Source organism: uncultured Campylobacter sp., assembly GCF_938045465.1.
Taxonomy (GTDB): Bacteria; Campylobacterota; Campylobacteria; order Campylobacterales; family Campylobacteraceae; genus Campylobacter_B.
In genome coordinates this window covers 1-17798 of sequence record NZ_CALIBF010000166.1, presented here as the reverse complement: position 1 = coordinate 17798, position 17798 = coordinate 1, and the positions used below count along the sequence as shown (strand labels likewise).

20 protein-coding genes are annotated in these 17798 nt (G+C 44.6%); 11 read left to right on the top strand and 9 right to left on the bottom strand.

Translation table 11 applies throughout. The features are described 5' to 3' along the window. The 3 genes from tilS to panC all read right to left on the bottom strand — a co-directional run. On the bottom strand, positions 1-877 hold an 877-nt coding region (gene tilS / locus Q0413_RS08105; RefSeq protein WP_298988467.1), incomplete at its 3' end, for a tRNA lysidine(34) synthetase TilS. Beyond that, a complete protein-coding gene (locus Q0413_RS08100) occupies positions 874-2412 on the bottom strand; it encodes a MiaB/RimO family radical SAM methylthiotransferase (RefSeq protein WP_298988466.1) in 1539 nt (512 codons plus the stop codon). The genes Q0413_RS08100 and tilS, both read right to left, overlap by 4 nt. Before the next feature lies 1 nt (position 2413). Beyond that, positions 2414-3235 carry a pantoate--beta-alanine ligase gene (gene panC / locus Q0413_RS08095; protein WP_298988465.1) on the bottom strand — a complete coding sequence of 274 codons (822 nt, stop codon included), beginning with the start codon at positions 3233-3235 and terminating at the stop codon, positions 2414-2416. Positions 3236-3400: 165 nt separating this feature from the next. Here panC and Q0413_RS08090 point away from each other — a divergent pair, with 165 nt between their 5' ends. The 5 genes from Q0413_RS08090 to Q0413_RS08070 all read left to right on the top strand — a co-directional run bounded on the left by Q0413_RS08090 (position 3401) and on the right by Q0413_RS08070 (position 6156). Next, complete coding sequence (locus Q0413_RS08090) at positions 3401-3700, top strand: YqjD family protein (protein WP_005870065.1); 300 nt, start codon at positions 3401-3403, stop codon at positions 3698-3700. 259 nt (positions 3701-3959) lie between these two features. Further along, positions 3960-4196 (top strand): hypothetical protein, encoded by a 237-nt coding sequence (locus Q0413_RS08085; protein WP_298988464.1) that lies wholly within the window; start codon positions 3960-3962, stop codon positions 4194-4196. 58 nt (positions 4197-4254) lie between these two features. Further along, on the top strand, positions 4255-5352 hold the full coding sequence (gene prfB / locus Q0413_RS08080; RefSeq protein WP_298988463.1) for a peptide chain release factor 2: 1098 nt from the start codon (positions 4255-4257) through the stop codon (positions 5350-5352). Positions 5353-5372: 20 nt separating this feature from the next. Beyond that, positions 5373-5708 (top strand): type II secretion system protein, encoded by a 336-nt coding sequence (locus tag Q0413_RS08075; RefSeq protein WP_297948706.1) that lies wholly within the window; start codon positions 5373-5375, stop codon positions 5706-5708. Between the two features lie 10 nt (positions 5709-5718). Continuing rightward, positions 5719-6156 (top strand): hypothetical protein, encoded by a 438-nt coding sequence (locus Q0413_RS08070; RefSeq protein ID WP_005870060.1) that lies wholly within the window; start codon positions 5719-5721, stop codon positions 6154-6156. Positions 6157-6286: 130 nt separating this feature from the next. Here Q0413_RS08070 and Q0413_RS08065 read toward each other — a convergent pair whose 3' ends face one another. The 3 genes from Q0413_RS08065 to Q0413_RS08055 all read right to left on the bottom strand — a co-directional run bounded on the left by Q0413_RS08065 (position 6287) and on the right by Q0413_RS08055 (position 9128). Then, complete coding sequence (locus Q0413_RS08065; RefSeq protein ID WP_298988462.1) at positions 6287-7030, bottom strand: hypothetical protein; 744 nt, start codon at positions 7028-7030, stop codon at positions 6287-6289. Positions 7031-7072: 42 nt separating this feature from the next. After that, the gene (locus Q0413_RS08060; protein WP_298988461.1) at positions 7073-7978 is read right to left on the bottom strand and encodes a hypothetical protein; all 906 of its coding nucleotides are present in this window, start codon (positions 7976-7978) and stop codon (positions 7073-7075) included. 583 nt (positions 7979-8561) lie between these two features. Further along, complete coding sequence (locus Q0413_RS08055) at positions 8562-9128, bottom strand: PAS domain-containing protein (RefSeq protein ID WP_005870765.1); 567 nt, start codon at positions 9126-9128, stop codon at positions 8562-8564. A gap of 156 nt (positions 9129-9284) precedes the next feature. Between Q0413_RS08055 and Q0413_RS08050 the strand changes: the two genes are divergently transcribed. The 6 genes from Q0413_RS08050 to Q0413_RS08025 all read left to right on the top strand — a co-directional run bounded on the left by Q0413_RS08050 (position 9285) and on the right by Q0413_RS08025 (position 16200). After that, positions 9285-10517, top strand: coding sequence for an MFS transporter (locus tag Q0413_RS08050; RefSeq protein ID WP_298988460.1), 1233 nt, complete (start codon positions 9285-9287; stop codon positions 10515-10517). An 85-nt stretch (positions 10518-10602) separates the two neighbouring features. Next, positions 10603-12867 carry a thiosulfate reductase PhsA gene (gene phsA, locus Q0413_RS08045; RefSeq protein ID WP_298988459.1) on the top strand — a complete coding sequence of 755 codons (2265 nt, stop codon included), beginning with the start codon at positions 10603-10605 and terminating at the stop codon, positions 12865-12867. 11 nt (positions 12868-12878) lie between these two features. Next, the gene (locus Q0413_RS08040) at positions 12879-13445 is read left to right on the top strand and encodes a 4Fe-4S dicluster domain-containing protein (protein ID WP_298988458.1); all 567 of its coding nucleotides are present in this window, start codon (positions 12879-12881) and stop codon (positions 13443-13445) included. After that, positions 13438-14409 (top strand): NrfD/PsrC family molybdoenzyme membrane anchor subunit, encoded by a 972-nt coding sequence (nrfD, locus tag Q0413_RS08035; protein ID WP_298022883.1) that lies wholly within the window; start codon positions 13438-13440, stop codon positions 14407-14409. Before Q0413_RS08040 ends, nrfD begins: the two co-directional genes overlap by 8 nt. A gap of 26 nt (positions 14410-14435) precedes the next feature. Then, positions 14436-15089, top strand: coding sequence for a response regulator transcription factor (locus Q0413_RS08030; RefSeq protein WP_298041781.1), 654 nt, complete (start codon positions 14436-14438; stop codon positions 15087-15089). After that, positions 15082-16200, top strand: a complete 1119-nt coding sequence (locus tag Q0413_RS08025) for an ATP-binding protein (RefSeq protein WP_298988457.1) — start codon at positions 15082-15084, stop codon at positions 16198-16200. Before Q0413_RS08030 ends, Q0413_RS08025 begins: the two co-directional genes overlap by 8 nt. 90 nt (positions 16201-16290) lie before the next feature. Here Q0413_RS08025 and Q0413_RS08020 read toward each other — a convergent pair whose 3' ends face one another. The 3 genes from Q0413_RS08020 to Q0413_RS08010 all read right to left on the bottom strand — a co-directional run. Then, positions 16291-16593, bottom strand: a complete 303-nt coding sequence (locus Q0413_RS08020) for a hypothetical protein (protein ID WP_298988456.1) — start codon at positions 16591-16593, stop codon at positions 16291-16293. A gap of 8 nt (positions 16594-16601) precedes the next feature. Then, positions 16602-17051, bottom strand: coding sequence for a hypothetical protein (locus Q0413_RS08015; RefSeq protein WP_298988455.1), 450 nt, complete (start codon positions 17049-17051; stop codon positions 16602-16604). A gap of 47 nt (positions 17052-17098) precedes the next feature. Further along, positions 17099-17798, bottom strand: a 700-nt coding sequence (locus tag Q0413_RS08010) for a hypothetical protein (RefSeq protein WP_298988454.1), incomplete at its 5' end; no start/stop codon positions are given.

The following is a 17798-nucleotide window of genomic DNA, read 5'->3' as shown; positions in this document are numbered from 1 at the left end:
ATGGCGTTACGAGAATAAAATTTTTGCTCGCGCCCACGGCTACCTTGCCGCCTAGCACGCAACCTGCGCCGTTTTCTAGGCAGCGCGCACATTCGTTTCGCTGCGCCGAGCTTAGCACGAATCCTAGTCGCTTGCATGCCTGATCAACGCCGCGAAGCTCGTTTGGACCGCGTTTTACGAGATAAATTTTTGCTGCGGGATTAGAAATTTCTGGAGCCAAATTTAACGAATCGGTCGCCAAAAATTTAAAGCTCTTTTTTACGCCGCTAAAGTACTCATTTAAAAACGGCTCGCTAAATTTCGCGCGAATAAAGCCGCGTTTAAACCGGGGCGTTAAATTCGTCTCGTCGGTAAAGTATTTTAGGTTTCGCTCACGCAAAAACCGCTCCAGCTCGCACTTTCGCACGCCTAGAAGCGGACGAGCGATCACGTAGTCCTCGCGGGACTCAAACTCCTGCATGCCTAACAGCTCGCTAAGCCCCGCGCCGCGCCCAAGCTGCATCAAAAACCACTCGAATTTATCGTCAAACTGATGCGCTAAGATCAAATTTTCATATCCCCGCTCGCGGCAAATTTGGCCGAAAAACTCGTATCTGGCCACGCGCGCCTCGTGCTCGAAATTTGACTCGCTCAGCTGCACGCTTTTTACGTAGATTTGTTTGTTAAATTTAGCCGCCAGATGCCTTGCCGAGGCGATCTCATCCTTGCTTTGCGCGCGGACGTTATAATCCACGATCGCGAGGTCAAATTTTACGCCTGCCTCGTCCAAAAGGTAAAAAAGCGCCGTGCTATCGACGCCGTGCGAAAAGGCAAGCAGATTTTTGCAAGCCCGCAGCAAGGCTAGAATTTTGCTTGGAATTTCGGGCGAGTTTTTCATTGTCCTTGCGAGCTTTTTAGCACTCGCGCAAGCAGCCTATCGCCCGCAAATTCCGTGATTTCGCACTCGTATAGACCGCCTACTTTTAGATTTTGCACGTAGCTTTCGTTGATTAAAATTTCGCCGTCGATGTCCTTGCCCCATGCAAGAGGCTTGGCGCCGTAAAAAAACTCGCCCTCGCTGCTGGCACCTTCGATTATTAGGGGTATCTTTTTGCCTACGAGCGCGCGCATGCTGCTATCTATCGCCTCGTGCGTGATTTTCTCGATCTTATTTAGGCGGCGGCTAATTGTCCGCGCAGGGATCTGCGGCATCGCAAAGCTCGCCGTATCCTCCTCCTTGCTGTAGGCAAAAGCTGAAATTCTATCAAATTTAAACTCTTGTAAAAAGTCGCAAAGCTCGTCAAATTCCGCGTCAGTCTCGCCCGGGTGCCCGACGATGACACCCGTGCGCAGAAATGAATTAGGCGCTGCACGCATTAAGCTTAAAAGCTCTTTGATCCGCGCCGCGCTTGCGCCGCGCTTCATCAGGCTTAGCATTTTGTCGTTTATGTGCTGAATCGGCATGTCGAAGTAGTTTGCGAAAACGGGTGAGTCCACGATTGCGCGGATGAGCCGCTCGTCGGTGCTGGTGGGGTAGAGATACAGCACGCGCGCGACCTTGACGCCCTCGATTTTTTCGATGCGTTTTATCAGCGCGACTAGATCGGCGCCCAAAGTATCATTATTTTTGCCGCCCAAGCCCTTTTTGCGGACGTTTTTACCGCAAGCGGTTTCGTCGTAAGCAGAAATTTCATCTCCTGCGCTACCGCACGAGCCGTCGGAATTTTGTACATCGCATGAGCCGTCGGAATTCTGCCCGTCGCGAAAGAATGCGGAATTTAACTCATCGCGATAGCCTTTAAAATTTGTTCCATCCTTGTTGCCACGCCTTAGATCGCGGCCGTAGCTGCTGGAATCTTGCGCTATAAAGCTAAAATCGTAAAATCCGCGCGCTACCAAACTGCGTACCTCCGCTTCGATGTCCTCGATACTGCGGCTTTTTAGGCGACCTTTGAAGCTCGGAATGGCGCAGAAAGAGCATTTTTGATTACAGCCCTCTGAAATTTTAACGTAAGCGTGGTAGTTTGAGCCCGTTATCACGCGCGAAGAGGTAAGCGCGGGACTTTGCAGATAGGTTTGCGGGCTGAATAAATTCTGCTTTTTTAAAATCATCTCATCGATTTTATCGTAGTCGCCAACGCCGCTGAAAATATCGACCTCGGGCAGCTCGCGCATGAGCTCATCCTTGTAGCGCTGCATCAGACAGCCCGTGACGACCAGCAGCGCGCCACTTTTTTTCTGCTCGCTAAGCTTCAAAATCGTGCGGATACTCTCCTGCTTGGCGCTTGCGATGAAACCGCAGGTATTTACGATGATGACGTCGGCAGAGGCCACATCGGGCGTGAGCTCATAGTTTTGCAAGCGCCCAAGCATGATCTCGCTATCGACTAAATTTTTATTACAGCCCAGCGAGACGAGATGGAGTTTTGCCATTTTACAGCCAGATATTATCGATCAGGCGGGTTGTGCCGACCTTTGCGGCAAGCAGGATTATCGTATCGCCTTGCTTAATCTGCGAAATTTCATTAAATTTATAATCCACGAACGCTATGTAATCGACCGCCAGCGGCTCAAGCACGCTAAGCATCTTTTCGCGGATTATATTTAGGCTGATCTCGCCTTTTTTAATAAGCGAGCTGGCATTTAGCAAGGAGCGCGAAAGCTTAAGCGCCATAAGCTTTCCCTCCTCATCCAAATAGGCGTTACGCGAGCTAAGTGCCAAGCCGTCACTCTCGCGCACGATCTCACAAGGGATGATATTTATAGGCATAAAAAAGCTCTTTACCATCTTCTGCACGATGAAAAGCTGCTGGGTGTCCTTTTTGCCCATATAAACGTTGCTAGGACGAGTTAGATTAAAAAACTTATTTAGCACCTTAAGTACGCCGTCGAAGTGCCCGGGGCGCGTTTTGCCTTCTAAAATTTCACTTATTGGCTTAGGTGCTATGATTGCTGGCTCCTCCGTGCCGTAAATTTCATCCACGGTCGGGATAAAAAGCGCGTTCGCATCGAGGCTCTCGCAAATTTTAATATCGCCCGCTTCGTTTTTTGGATAGCTATTTAGATCCTCGCCGGGCAAAAACTGCGCCGGATTGAGGAATGCCGAGACGATTACGATATCGTTTTCGTTGCGCGCCCTTTTTATGAGGCTCGCATGCCCCGCGTGCAAAGCCCCCATCGTAGGCACGAAGCCCACGCTGCCGCTTGCTGATGCTCTGAAGCTTTTTAGCTCCTCTACGCTTCTAATAATTTGCATTGTTCTCTCTTTTCAATATAAAATATTAAGGCTAATAATTATATCAAAAAATATTAAAGGTATAAATTAAGCGCGAAAGGGCGGTCTATTTAGCGAGCGTTAATCAATAAGTACTAAAATCTATCATGAGCTTTAGCTCTAAAATAAACTTCAAAAGGAGTGAAAATGGCTACTCAAGAGACAAATTTAGATTCTTTGAAAAAGGATATCGACTCTTTAAAAGCGGATTTTAAAGAGATTATGAAGTCCATCAAAAACATAGGTGCAGAGCGTGCGGAGTCTGCCAAAGATAAAATTCTAGATCAGCTAAACAGCAATGAGATCAAAAAATATATAGATGATCTAAGGCTCAAAGGCAAAGACGGCATAGAAAGCGTAAATGACACGATAAAACAAGACCCGATAAAAAGCATCGCGATCGCTGCTGGCGTCGGATTTTTGCTCGCTTGGTTGCTGAAAAAATAATGGCTGGCATATCTGAATTTATAGTTTCGGTAGTAGAGCTCGTAGACGCTCAAGCTAGCGATATCAGGCGCTCTTTTTTAAAGAGCGCCAATTCGGTTTTACTAAATATAATTACGGGCGTGATTTGCATTATAGGCTTAGTATTCTTTTTGTTAGGACTGCACGCGCTTCTTGAAAAAACTATCGGAGAAATTTGGGCGTATTTTGCTTGCTCTATCGCAGCTTTTTTATGCTCTATTATCGTATATAAGGTGCTTTCGTGCAAAGCGAAATGACAAAAGAGAAGCTAAGACTAGTGGTGTCTATGCTTGAAGACAAAAAAGCCGATTGCAAAAAGTTGAAGCTAGAAGAAGCAAAGCTAAAGCTGCTACTAAACGACCCCTTGCCTGATCTCTCGATGGAGCTTAAACTGATTAATCATGGCAATATCAAGCAGGTTTTGATATCCCTAATAGATAAATGCTTCATAATACCCGCCTTAAATAAAATTTTATAAACAACCTTAATCCAAAATATGTTATAATCATGTTAAAAGCATAAAAAGGTCTTAAATTTTGGATAATTACGAATACACGGAACTTTTAAAAACCCTAAGTACTAAAGTCGAAAATATTGCAGGCGTCGTAAAACCGGAGAACATTAAAGCGCGCCTAAAAGAAATCGAGGAGCTTGAAAACGATCAAAATCTCTGGCAGGACATCGCAAAAGCAGGCGCTATCGGCAAGGAAAAAACTAAAATTTTAAATATCTTAAATAAATTTCTAAACGCTAAAAACGCCGTAGACGACGCAAAGGCTCTATATGAGCTGGCAAACTCGGAAAACGACGAGGAGACGATAAACTCGCTTTTTGCCGAGGCGGACGAACTAGAGGGCAAGATCATAAATTTAGAAATTTCTATGATGCTTAGCGGCGAAAACGACGATAAAAACGCTATCGTCAGCATTCATCCGGGCGCGGGCGGTACGGAGAGCAACGACTGGGCGAGTATGCTATACCGCATGTATCTGCGCTTTTGCGAGCGAGAGGGCTTTAAGATCGAGGTTCTGGACTTCCAAGAGGGCGAGGAAGCGGGTCTTAAGGATGTTAGCTTCATCGTGCGCGGCGAGAACGCCTACGGATATCTGAAAGCCGAAAACGGCATCCATCGCCTGGTGCGCGTAAGCCCATTCGATAGTGCAGGGCGTAGACATACGAGCTTTTCAAGCGTGATGGTAAGCCCGGAGCTAAATGATGATATCGAGATAAATATCGAAGAGAAGGATATTCGCGTAGATGTGTTTCGCGCAAGCGGCGCAGGCGGACAGCATATCAATAAAACCGAAAGCGCTGTGCGTATCACGCACATCCCAACGGGCATCGTAGTAAACTGCCAAAACGACAGAAGCCAACACAAAAACAAAGAAACGGCGATGAAGGTGCTAAAGTCGCGCCTTTACGAGCTTGAGCTAATGAAGCAGCGCGAAAAGGACGAGAACGTGCCTAAAAGCGAGATTGGCTGGGGACACCAGATCCGCTCCTACGTACTTTTCCCGTATCAGCAGGTTAAGGATAACCGCAGCGGCGAGGCGTATAGCCAAACCGATGCGATTTTAGACGGCGATATAAAAAGCATAATCGAAGGCGTTTTGATTTCACAAGCGAACAAATAAATTTTTTTGAAAGGATGAGAATGAGTGAAGATGGAATTTTGCTAGCGCTAGGATATAGCGTAAACGACGCGACGGTCGCGCAGCTGCGAGGAATTTTATCGAAGTGCGATTTTGAGGATAACGAGCTTGATCGCATCGTGGGGCTGAACGATAAGCTTAAAATTTACGGTGCGCACGTGGCGATGTCTAATTCAAACCCGTATTTTAAGATCAAAAATGACGCTACGAATGAAGAGCGTAAGACCGCTGTGGAGCAGATCATCAGCGCTTGGTCGGAAAAATTTAAGCTCAAGCTACAAAAAGTCGCGGGCAAAGAGACCTATTACATTTTGGGTCGCCAAATTTCAAAAAATTAAGGAGCAAAATATGAAAAAAATTCTAGCTTTGATCGCCGCCGGGGTATTTTTAGCAGGCTGCGTTAGCAACGCGCCAAAGAGCGCAGTCGATGCGCCAAAGAGCGGCAAATATTCCTTCGCCGACGTTCAAGACGGTATCCGTGCGATGAACCTACAAGGTAGCGTCGTGCAAAGCGATGCGTGCAAAAACGGCAATGGCGCAATGTGTCTAAATTTTGCGGATTCTATGTATTCCAAGCACGACTATGCTTCCGCCGCCAACGCCTACAACGCTGCGTGCACGCTCTCTCAAAACTTTCCTGCCTGCCAGAAGCTCGCAGCTATGTTTGAAAAAGGCGAGGGCGTAGAGCAGAATAAATTCAACGCCATTGATTTATACCGCATCTCGTGCTATTACGGCTACAAGGACGCGTGCGCAAATATGCGCCGCTTAGGCTACAACGGCTAAAGCTTTGGGATTTAAATTTTAAAATTCTGTTTAGATTTACTCGCTACGAATTAGCTGCTTTCAAATTCCATTCCGCCGTATCGCGGGATGGAATTTGTTGCATTAAAAATTCTGCATCATACATTTATAGCTAGAAATAAATTTTATCTATATCGTTGATATTTATATTGTGTCTAGCTAAGAAATACTCTTTCAATTCAAAATATATAGAATTTCTAAATATCGGTATTAAATAATATCTGGAGCAAGCAAATAAGCCGATATGTCCATAATGTGGTTCGCCAACTCTCAATGCAGGAAAAAGCGAAAATCTCCTATCGCCGCTCTTTCCCAAAACAAGACAAAAGATAAATTTTACTAATATATTGCCTACAAATTGAAACAAAGCAAAGCTCAAAAACCAACGAGCAACTACAAGATCAATCGTCATGAAAACCAAGCATAGCAACACTGCCGCCATAAACATATATAGCAATCCTCTTTTTCCTTTAAAATTTCCTATAAAAAAGGACCAATCCATATTATGCTGCAAATTTTCACATTGCTCGACATACGCGATTTTATCTTTTTCGTAAAATTTTATTTGGTTGTTTTTAAGCCGTATCATAGGCTCCTCTTTTCTATAATCTATAAGCCCAGGCAATATAATGAATAGCGATAAAAACGATAAAAACAAAATCATGTATATACCGTTCTTGGCGCTATAATCCGCTGCGCCGCTGGCTTCCCAATCAAAATTTACGATTATGGCAAATATGCCGCCTATAAAAAGAGAGAAAACTATTAATAGCTTTTGATATAGATATTCGTAGTTTTTAAGAATTATCGGATCTTTGTCGTAATCTCTTGTTTGCTGTTTATTAAAATTTTCCATTTTATCAGTACTTTTTATAAAATCAGCTTATTTCCTTGCTTTTTAATTCGCCTTATGATATCCCTTTTTAAATTTAAATTTTCTAAATTTTACCTTTTTGCTAAATACCGACAAGGTGCGCGGGACGGTATCTAAATCTATATGCGTTTTGCGCATAAAATACTCTTTTAATTCCAGATACTCTTTTTCGCTATAAATCAAAACATTTATAATTCTAAGATCGCCCGTTTCGCCGTATATCACAAGCCGGTCATAGATGCCTAAGCATCTGAAACTGCCATTTTTAAGATGCATCAATATACCCGCTCCGAATAGGCTAATTGCTATCATCGAAATTAGCGCGATCATCGCATGCATTCCGCGCATAACGTATGCGCCCAAAGGCCAAAGTGACAAAAATAGCATTTCGGGTATGCTTATCCTCTGCTGCCGGTCCCAGCGAGGATCAAAACTGATCGCAACGGCGCCGATTTGTTCAAGCTTCAAAGATTTATAAGCTTTATCTTCTTTGTAATATTTGATATCCGAATCGTTAAATACGAAATAGACGCCCTTTTGTTGCTTTCGCCTGATAAAAAACATTACCAAAGCGAAAGGGAGTAGTCTAAAATTTTTGGGCTCAATGGGGTTTACTACGGTAACGACCGAGATGAAGAATAAGCATCCTATAAGCGTAGCAATCGTGGAATATTTCATATAGTCGTAAAAAGCATAGTCTTTTATTATTAGCGGATCTTTGTCGTAATCTCTGACTTGGACTTCAGAGCTTTTGTTAATAGCGGTATCATCGGAATTTAAAGTCTTAGAGCTTGCATCTTCTAATTTTAAATTTTTGAAGTCGAAAGCATTAAAATTTTTGGGATAAAGACCTTCTGTTAGATTTTGCTTTGTATCGCTGTGCTGATTATTTAGGAGTTTTCTTAATTCCTCAAGCCTGCTTTGATCCATTTATCGCCTTTAAATTTGATGGACGCGCCATTTTATATTCTCATCACTTAAAGCTCAGTAAAAATTTTATCGCTCATTCGCTGTCCTACAATAAGGCAAAGACTCTAGAAATTTTAAGCTATACGTAAAATCTACCATAAATCCAAAAAAATCTAATCAAGCGTATAAATTTCCTTATTTTTAAATCCGCCTTATACCCAACTTTTTAAATTTTAAAGCAACCCTCGTGTCTTATGGCAAATTTCTCTCTTAGCAAATCACCTCTTTCTTAGATTAAGTAGCTAGATAGCTCGATCCCCTGTTGTAAGTTACTTTCTAGCGCTTCACAGAGCTGCACTAAATACGCATCAGGAATTTTAGATGCAGAAACAACCGGTGTGATACTACTAGGCGTAAAATATATAAGAAATCTAAAATAGAATCTTTGCAGAATTTTTATTAAATTCCGTATTTCAAATTTAAGAAATTTCCGTGGAATTTTGGCTAAATTTCGCATTTTTATAATTTTATTATGTCATGGAATTTTCGAGGTAAAATTCCAACCAATTCCGCGGAATTTTAATTTGCATCCGTGTCAGTCACACTAGCTAAAAAGCTTTTTCATCGCCTTAAAAAACATTGCGGTGAGCGGATTTGATTTGCCTGAGACCTTTGCGATCCAGCTCTCATAGGTCTCGCCTTTACTTTTTAGAAAGTCCACGAGCGCCTTTTGGCTAGCCTGCATACCGCCGTTTCTTTCAGCATCCAGTAGCGCCCTATAAATTGGCTCTATAGTTTCAATCGCGGATCTTGGCGGAGCCTTGCGAAATGCCGTGTATTCGGTGATCTGCCCTGTCACGGGATCTTTTTTAGAAGTAAATTCCGTAATGACCCAATAAAAGCGCCCGTCTTTGGCTAAATTTTTAACCACGGCGGTAAAATCCTTGCCCTGCTGTATCGTATCCCACATGAGCTTAAACGCTATGCGCGGCATATCCGGATGTCGGATGATGTTATGCGGCTGCCCTAAAAGCTCAAGCTCACTATAGCCGCAAATCATACAAAAATACGGATTTGCAAACGTGATAATGCCCTTCGGATCGGTTTTGGAAACGATATAGCGCTTCTCATCGAGTTTGATCTCCTGATTAATCGGAGTCGGTCTTTGCATTTTTAATCCTTTGCTTAAAAATTTATTGCAGAGTATATAAAATTTTTCTTTTCAGAAATATTAAATTTTCGTTAAATTTTTATAAATGTTAAATCTTTAAGTGAATTTTTAAAATTTAATGTATAATCTCAAATCAAAATTTCAAAAGGCGGCGCGTTGAAAAATCCCTTCCTATCGCTTAAATACTCAAATTTTAGAATTTATTGGATCGGGATGAACCTCTCGCTGATCGGTTCTTGGATGCAAAGCGTCGCGCTGCCGTGGCTAGTGCTAAGCATCACCGCAGACGCTTTTAAGGTCAGCCTCGTAGCTGCGGCGAGGTTCTTGCCCGCGCTACTTTTTACGCCGTTTTCCGGTGTACTGCTCGATAAGTTTAATCGCAAAAAGATCCTTTTGCTCGCTCAAATAGGCATGGCGGTGACCGCCTCAATTTTCGCGGTTATGAGCTTTTGCGAGCTATATTCTTTCGGCAAAATTTTATTTTGCGCTTTTGCAAGCGGCATCTTTACCAGCATGGACGCCCCGAGTCGTCAGTCGATGGTAAAAGACCTCATCGACTCACCCCGCGATCTAGCCAACGCCATAGCGTTAAATTCTATGTCCTTTAATGTCGCTCGTATCGCAGGGCCCGCACTTGCGGGGATCGTGATGGCGCTGTGGGGCGTGGGCTTTTGCTTTTTATTCAATGCACTTAGCTTTTTAGGCATCATCGTTTCGCTGTTTTTCATAAAAATTCCACCATCCGCTACTACGCTATCTAGCAGAAGCGGAGGCGTTTTTGCCTCGATCGGTGCTGGAATTTCGTATGTATCGCACAAAAAAACTCTAAGCGAGCTAATGATAATAGTGCTTATCGTAGCGACGCTGGTGCCAAATTACAACGTAACAATCTCGGCGCTTGTTAAGCTTAGCCTAGACGCGGATGAGCGAAGCTTTGGATATTTGATGTCGGCTCTAGGCGTGGGGGCCTTTTGCGGCGCGCTTTTCGTAGCAATTTTTGATAAACTTGGCATCCGCAAAATCAGATCGTGCGCGATCGCTATGGGGGTGAGCTTAGCTCTTACTGGGGCTGCGAATTCCTTCGCATGGGCTGCGGCAGGGCTTGCCGTAACTGGATTTCTTTTCGTAATCACAAACTCAAGCATCAACTCCACCGTGCAAATGCACGTAAGCAACGAATTCCGCGGGCGCGTACTTAGCTTATACGCGCTATTTTTAATAGGTAGTACGCCATTTGGAGCGCTCATATCGGGCTTTTTTACCGAGCTACTGGGCGCTCGCGTAGCCCTTGCGATCTGCGGCGCAATTAGTATTTTGCTACTGCTGGCGCTATTTTACGGCTTTAAAATACGGCGCAGGACGCATTTTATCTTTCGAGATAAAGTCTAAGCCAAAAGCTGCATTATCAAAATTAACCTTATTTTTACGATGGGATTTTAGAATTTCCGCCAAAATTCAAAGGTAAGGAGTTTTTATGAATAGACGAAATTTCTTAAAAAGCACCGCCGCGATCGGCACGCTAGCGACGTTAAATCTAAATTTAAACGCTAGCGCGGTTACAGGCGGGACGGAAAAGAAAGTCGCCAGCGTCTGCGAGATGTGTTCCTCGCGCTGTCCTATCGAGGTGACCGTCAAAGACGGTCGCGGCGCTTTAATCGAGGGCAACCACAGGTTTTCAAACAAAACCTCCGTCTGCGCTCGCGGCGGAGCGGGCATCAATCAGCTCTACGACGATCAAAGGCTCATTAAGCCGCTCATTCGCGTAGGCGAGCGCGGCGAGGGCAAATTTAAAGAGGCGAGCTGGGACGAGGCGCTTAAAATTTGCGCGCAGAAGCTAGGCGAGATTTCGCAAAAATACGGCCCGCAAAGCGTAGTTTTTACCTCTAAAACGGGCGAGCACCACACCCAGATGATGAATTTCGCCTGTGCATACGGCAGTCCGAACATCTACTCGCACTGGTCCTGTTGCCCGGTCACCTACAATATCGCCGTGCCACACACTTTCGGCGCGAATATGCAAAGAGACTACGGCGATGCAAAATATATCGTAAATTTCGGCCACAATCTTTTTGAGGGAATCGATATCTCAAAAACTAAAAAGCTCGCAAAAGCCGCAAGCAGAGAGGATGTAAAGCTTTTGGTTCTCGATCCGCGCTTTAGCGTCGTAGCTTCCAAGGCAGACGAGTGGCTGCCGATAAAGCCGGGAACCGACGCGGCGTTTTTAATGGCGCTAATCCACGTCTGGCTGCGCGATAACAAATACGACAAAAAATTTATCGAACAATACGCCGTGGGGCTAGAGGAGCTAAGGCAGTCCGTTAAGGATACGACGCCGCTTTGGCAGGAGGGCATCACGGGCATCAAAGCGGATAAGGTAGAGCGCATCGCAAATGAAATTTACGCCGCGGCTCCCGCAGTCGTAATCGACTGGGGTCATAAAACCACGACCGCTAAGGCCGAATACGTCCGCACGCGCGCCATCGCGATCGCAAACGCGCTGATGGGAAACGTCGAGAAAAAGGGCGGAATTTACTTTTCTAAAGACTCCAAAACCTTCAACGCGCTTTGCAAAGAGGATCTATTCCCTACCATCTCGAACCCGGATAAAAATTTTAAAATTCCAAAGACCGCGCGCATCGACGGCTGCGGCGAAGAAGGTAGCGAAAATTTCTTCGTGCCGCGCAAACACGGCGTTTTGATGCAGATCGCGCCTACGATTTTAAGCGAAAAACCGTATCCGGTAAAAGGCTGGGTCAGCACGCGCTTTAACCACCTCATCAACGTTGCGGGCGTGGATAAGAGCGTAGAGGCGATCAAAAAGCTAGACTTCGTGCTCGCAATCGACGTGTATATGAGCGACTTTGCGTGCCTAGCCGACGTGATCTTGCCCGAATCCACCTATTTGGAGCGCGACGAGTCGATTCAAAACAAAGGCGGCACCGCGCCGGGATTTGTGATGCGAAACAAAGCCGTCGAGCCGGTGGGCGATACGAAGTGCGGCTATGAAATTTTTAGAGAGCTTGCAAGGGTGATGAAGATCGATAAGGACTACACCTGGAACAACATCGATGAATACCGCATGCAGCAAGCCAAAGGTAACGCCGAGCTAATCGCAAATTTAATCAAAAACGGCTACGTAAGCTACAAGGTACCGAAGCTATACTACCGAGAGCCGAAGCTCGTGGCTAAATTTATCGATAAATATCCTGCCGCGGCGGAGTTCGTGGACGAAAACGGCGAGATGAGCTCGCAGATGAAATTTAAAACCCCGAGCGGCAAGATCGAGCTTTTCGCGCCGAAAGTGGAGGAGCTTTTCGCAGGATACGGCTGCTTAAATACCGAGGGTATGGATGTATTCGGCGGGCACAAATACTGCCTGATGACCGGCAAGACCGCGCTTCACACTAACGGCCATACGCAAAATGTCAAAATTTTAAACGATATGATGAGCGAATCGCCGGTTTGGATCAGCCCGGCTTCAGCAAAAGCGGAGGGGCTAAAGACGGGCGATATTGTGAAGCTCAAAAATAAATTCGGCGAGCAAAAAGCTAAAATTTTCGTCACGCAAGGCATCAGGGACGATTGCCTATTTTTATACCACGGCTTTGGGCACGTAAGCCCGGGGCTAAAGCGCACGAACGGCATAGGCACGAACCAAAGCGTCCTTCTAGATCCGGCTGCGGGTCCTGTGGTAAGCACGATGGTAACCAACGTCGGCGTCGATATAGTTAAAATTTGAAAGGGGCGGTTATGAAAAAACTCATAATGATTCACGACGAAAATTTATGTATAGGTTGCCAAGCCTGTTCGGTTGCGTGCAGGAACGAAAACGGCGTACCGAGCGGCGTTTATAGGCTGCAGGTGCACGGCAAAACAAGCGGCGTTTTTCCAAGCTTAAAGCTTGATTATTCGCGCGCTAGCTGCGTTATGTGCGAGGATAGCCCCTGCGTGGACGTCTGCCCTACGGGAGCGAGCTTTAAAACCAAAGACGGCGTGACGCTCATAGACGAGAGGCTTTGCGTCAGCTGCAAATACTGCATCCTGGCCTGTCCTTACGACGCGAGATTTGTAGATCCCGTCACGCACGCTATTGGCAAATGCACCTTTTGCTACACTAACCGCACGAGCAAAGGTTTGCAGCCCGCCTGCGTAAGCGTGTGCCCAACAGATGCTTTAACTTTCGGCGACGTAAATGACGTAAATTCCGAGGTAAGCAAGCTGCTAGCCAAAACAAGCGTAGAATATCCGAAAGCATATCTAAACACCAAGCCGCGTCTAGCGAATATCAAAAACAAAAAAGGAGGACGCTATGAATAATATGTGGGGCGATATGAGCCAATACTCTGAAATTTACTGGCCTTGGCCGATTGCGATTTATCTATTTTTGGCGGGTCTTAGCGCGGGGGCGACGATGGTGGCGCTTTTAGTTAAATGGAATCGCCACGAAAGCGAGCAAAATTCCATCTGGGATGCGATGATTAGAGCAGGTGCGATCACGGCGCCGCTTACGATCTGCGCGGGGCTTTTGCTTTTGATCTTTGATCTGGGCAAGCCACTTAGCTTTTATCTTTTGCTTATCAAATTTAACTTTGGCTCGGTGATGAGCCTCGGCGTGGCGGCGCTTTTAATCTACGTGCCGCTTAGTTTTGTATTTGCGCTGTGCGTCTTCGGCGAGGAAATTTGTAAATTTAAACTACTTGCGTTTCTGCGACCTATCGTAAATTTGCTAAGCTCGTTTGCCAAAGCTTCCAAACTCTTCGAGCGGGTTTTGTTTATCCTTGCTCTTTGCGTGGGCGCATATACGGGCTTTTTGCTAAGCGCGGTGATGAAAATTCCGCTTTGGAATACTCCGGTGCTTCCGATTTTATTTTTGCTATCGGGCTTTTCCAGCGGCATCGCGGCGAGCATTTTAGTAGGACTTCTGTTTTTTAAAGGCTCGTTAAACAAAGATAGCATAAAATACCTTTTGGTGCTTGATCTGCGCGCGATACTCTTTGAAATTCCGCTTTTATTCATTCTGTTTGTCGGGATGTATTTTGAGGGCGGCACTAGCGCGCTTGCGGCACAGCAGGCTTTGACGCACGAGGTTTACGGTAAAATTTTCTGGATCGGCGTTTTAGGCACGGGGCTCATCGCTCCGATCATCATCGCCTTTACGGCGCTGAAAAACCACGCCTACAAGCCTGCGTTTATAGTTTTAAATTCTTTCGTCGTGCTTTGCGGTGTCATTCTGCTTCGCTACTACATCGTATATGCAGGGCAAATTTGCACGGGAGCGTAGTCTCGCTCCCAATTTAGGGAACGGGTTTGAAAATTTTACTTTTAGAAGACGATTTTGAATACAGAAGCAGCGTAAGCGAGTATCTGCAGGAGCTCGGCTACGAGGTGGACGAATGCGAAAGCGGCGACGCAGCCTGCGATAAGATCGCCGCGAATACCTACCACTTGCTGATTTTAGACATCAAAGTGCCGGAGGTTTCGGGCGAAGAGGTGCTGAGATATGCGCGAAACCTCGGTCTTAGCACTCCCGTAATGATGATGACCTCGCTCGGCGACATCGACGATTTAAGCCAGTGCTACGAGCTTGGTTGCAACGAATACCTAAAAAAGCCCTTCCACCTAGCCGAGCTTAAATTTAGAGTAAGCGAGCTGATGCGAAAGTATTTCGGCGACGAAAAGGGCGCCGTCAAGATCGCGGATAAATTTCACTACTTCGCAAATTTAAAAATTTTAAAACGCGCGGACGAAGAGATATCGCTAAGCGCCAAAGAGATCAAAATCATAGAATTTCTGCTCGCCAATATCAAAAGATTCGTTAGCGTAGATGAACTCATCGCCGACGTATGGGACGGCGAAGCGGGCAGCGTCGATGTGCGCGTGCATATCAGCAATCTACGCGCCAAAACTAGCAACGACTTCATTCTCTCCAGCCGCGGACTCGGATATAAGATCAATGCTTAAAGGGTTTAAATTTACGCTTTTTAGCGCGATCTTCATCATCGGCGCCTTCATAAGCGAGAGTCTTTATATCATCTATTTAAATTCCAAAATCGAGGAGAGCGCCGACGTCGCCGAGCTGATACAAAAAAGCGGCGAAGCCCTAGCCGGTGCGGATCTGAATCTAAAAGACGAGCTCATCTACGACTACGCGATCCTAAATGCAAACGGCGAAATTTTAAGATCAAACCTCAGCGTGCAGCCGCCGGATTTTGCATTTATCACGCTGAAATTCGGCGGGCGGGTGTTTTTTAAGCGCCACTTTCTGCATGAGGGCAAGCTGCATTTTTTCGTCATCTCAAAAAAGATAAGCTACGCCAAGATAGAATTTATCGCGATCTCTACGATCTTTATCACGATTTTCGTAGCGCTCATCATCGCGCTGTTTAACTACAAAATCATTAAAAATTTCTACGCGCAGCAAAGCAACCTCATCAAGGCGTTTTTCAACGACGCGATGCACGAGCTAAAGACCCCTCTGGGCGTCGCGCTCATCAACACCGAGATGCTTGGGTTGCGCGACAAACACACGGCGCGAATAAAATCCGCGCTCAAGCAGATGGTAATTACTTACGAGGACGTGGAGTACTTCATCAAAAGCGGCAAGATGAGCTTAAAAAGCCGCCGCATCGATATGAGCGAGTTTTTGAGCGCTAGGATAAATTTCATCTATCTGGTCGCAAAAAGCAAAAACATAAGCCTGCAATCGCGAATAGCGCCCGACATTAGCGTTTTTATGGACGAAACCTCGCTAATGCGCCTCATCGACAACACGCTAAGCAACGCCATAAAATACTCGCGCCCCGGCGGCAAGATCATCATCGGACTGGAAAAGGGGGTAAGCATAGCGGTCTTTAGCGTGCAGGACTTCGGCATCGGCATAAAGGATACGAGCGCGATCTGGGATAGATACTCGCGCGAAAACGCGGCTCTTGGCGGATTCGGTCTCGGGCTAAACATAATCGATAAAATTTGCAAGCGCTACGGCATCGCAAAAAGCGTCAGCTCGAAACTCGGTGAGGGCAGCACCTTTTGCTACAAAATCCCGCTGTTTAAGCAGAAGCTTTTGGACTAAAACGGCGCATGAAATTTAGACGCTAATTTAAAATTTAGAAGTAAAATTTACGCGGCTAGGGCTTTTTAAATTTTATTTTAACGCGACTTTTCAGCCGCTTTTTGCTTCTCTACTGCGTAAATAATATTCTTCTAATGGATAATTTAGATTTCCGCAGTTGTCCAGCTCAAAACCCTGTTTTATATCAAACGACGCCTTGTTTCTTTCCTGATAATATTCTTTGATTTTTTCAGAAAAATTCATTCTATCAAATAGGTATTCGGAATGATTGCGTTGTATATAATTTTTATAAATTAAAACAAACTTATCTAACAATATATGAATATTTGGCCCTTTATAAGCGCCGTCTAGAGTAATTATCGGTCTATCAAATCCAGCACTCATATCGTTCAAATTTATTTTTAAATATTTCTTTGGGTCGGTTTTTTAGCTTTTAGTTTATTCATAAAAATTTCCTCAAACGTCTCATTATTATCATGATGCTTTTTTAATACTTCAAACCAATTAGATAAATTTATGTTCCCTAGTTCATAGTATGCAATTTCATATGAGCTACGCCAAGAACTGCCATAGGCATAGGTCCTATAATCATTGATCATTCGCTCTAATTTTAGCTCGTAATCCAAAAACTGCCCTATCGCTCTTTTATACAGCTCCTCTTTCGGCAAAATTCTATCCTCTTTGAGGCAATAGCCTTGCTTGTATTTGTTGTAGTCGAAAGTAGAAACTATCGCGAAGCCTCGCGAAGTGGAGTAATCGGGAATTATACGGATAAATGCGGCGCAGAGTATTATTATAAGAAGTAGCGCTCCAGCTAGCGCTTTAAATTTAAGAGATTTATAAAATTTCATACCGACGCTCCTTTAAAATTTAAAATTTCAGTTGTTTACTCGGCTTTTCAGCCGCCTTTAAACAAATCTTCTCTTACCAGGCGATCTGCTATTTCTTCGACATTGTTTTTATAAATTTTAAAATCGCTATTTCCACAATTATCAATTTTAAAGTCATCTTCACTATATGATCTGGCTTGAATCTCTCTTTCATAATATTGCCTTCTATCCAATAAATCTTTGGGGGTATAACCTTCAGGAACCCTAACCAAAATAGCGCTGAATTTAAAATCATCATAGAGAATAAAGCTTTTATCGAGATATAAAAGATATTTATTTAACCCTGCGTATTCAATTACTGGCATATCAAAGCCCGCAAAGCCCTCTTTTAAATTTAGCTTTAACTTTTCTGCGATATCTACGGGCTTCATTTGAAATTTCTCAACAAAAATATTTCTATATAGCCAAGCGTCTTGATTTTTACGTTTTTCCATCTCATATTCTTTAGATAAAACTTCCAGCCAATCATCGTTATTAAATTTATCCGTCTCATAAAAGCCTACTTTAACGGCAAATTTAGTGCTGCCGTAGTTACACTGCTCCATACCGTACATGTAATAACACCTATTTGCAATAGCGGCATGAAACAATACGTATCTTTCTAAAGTATCTAAAATTCCACGCCCAAACCGCTCCTCTCTCGGTAAAATTCTATCCTCTTTTAGGCAGTATCCTTGCTTGTATTTGTCGTAGTCGGAAAGGGAAACT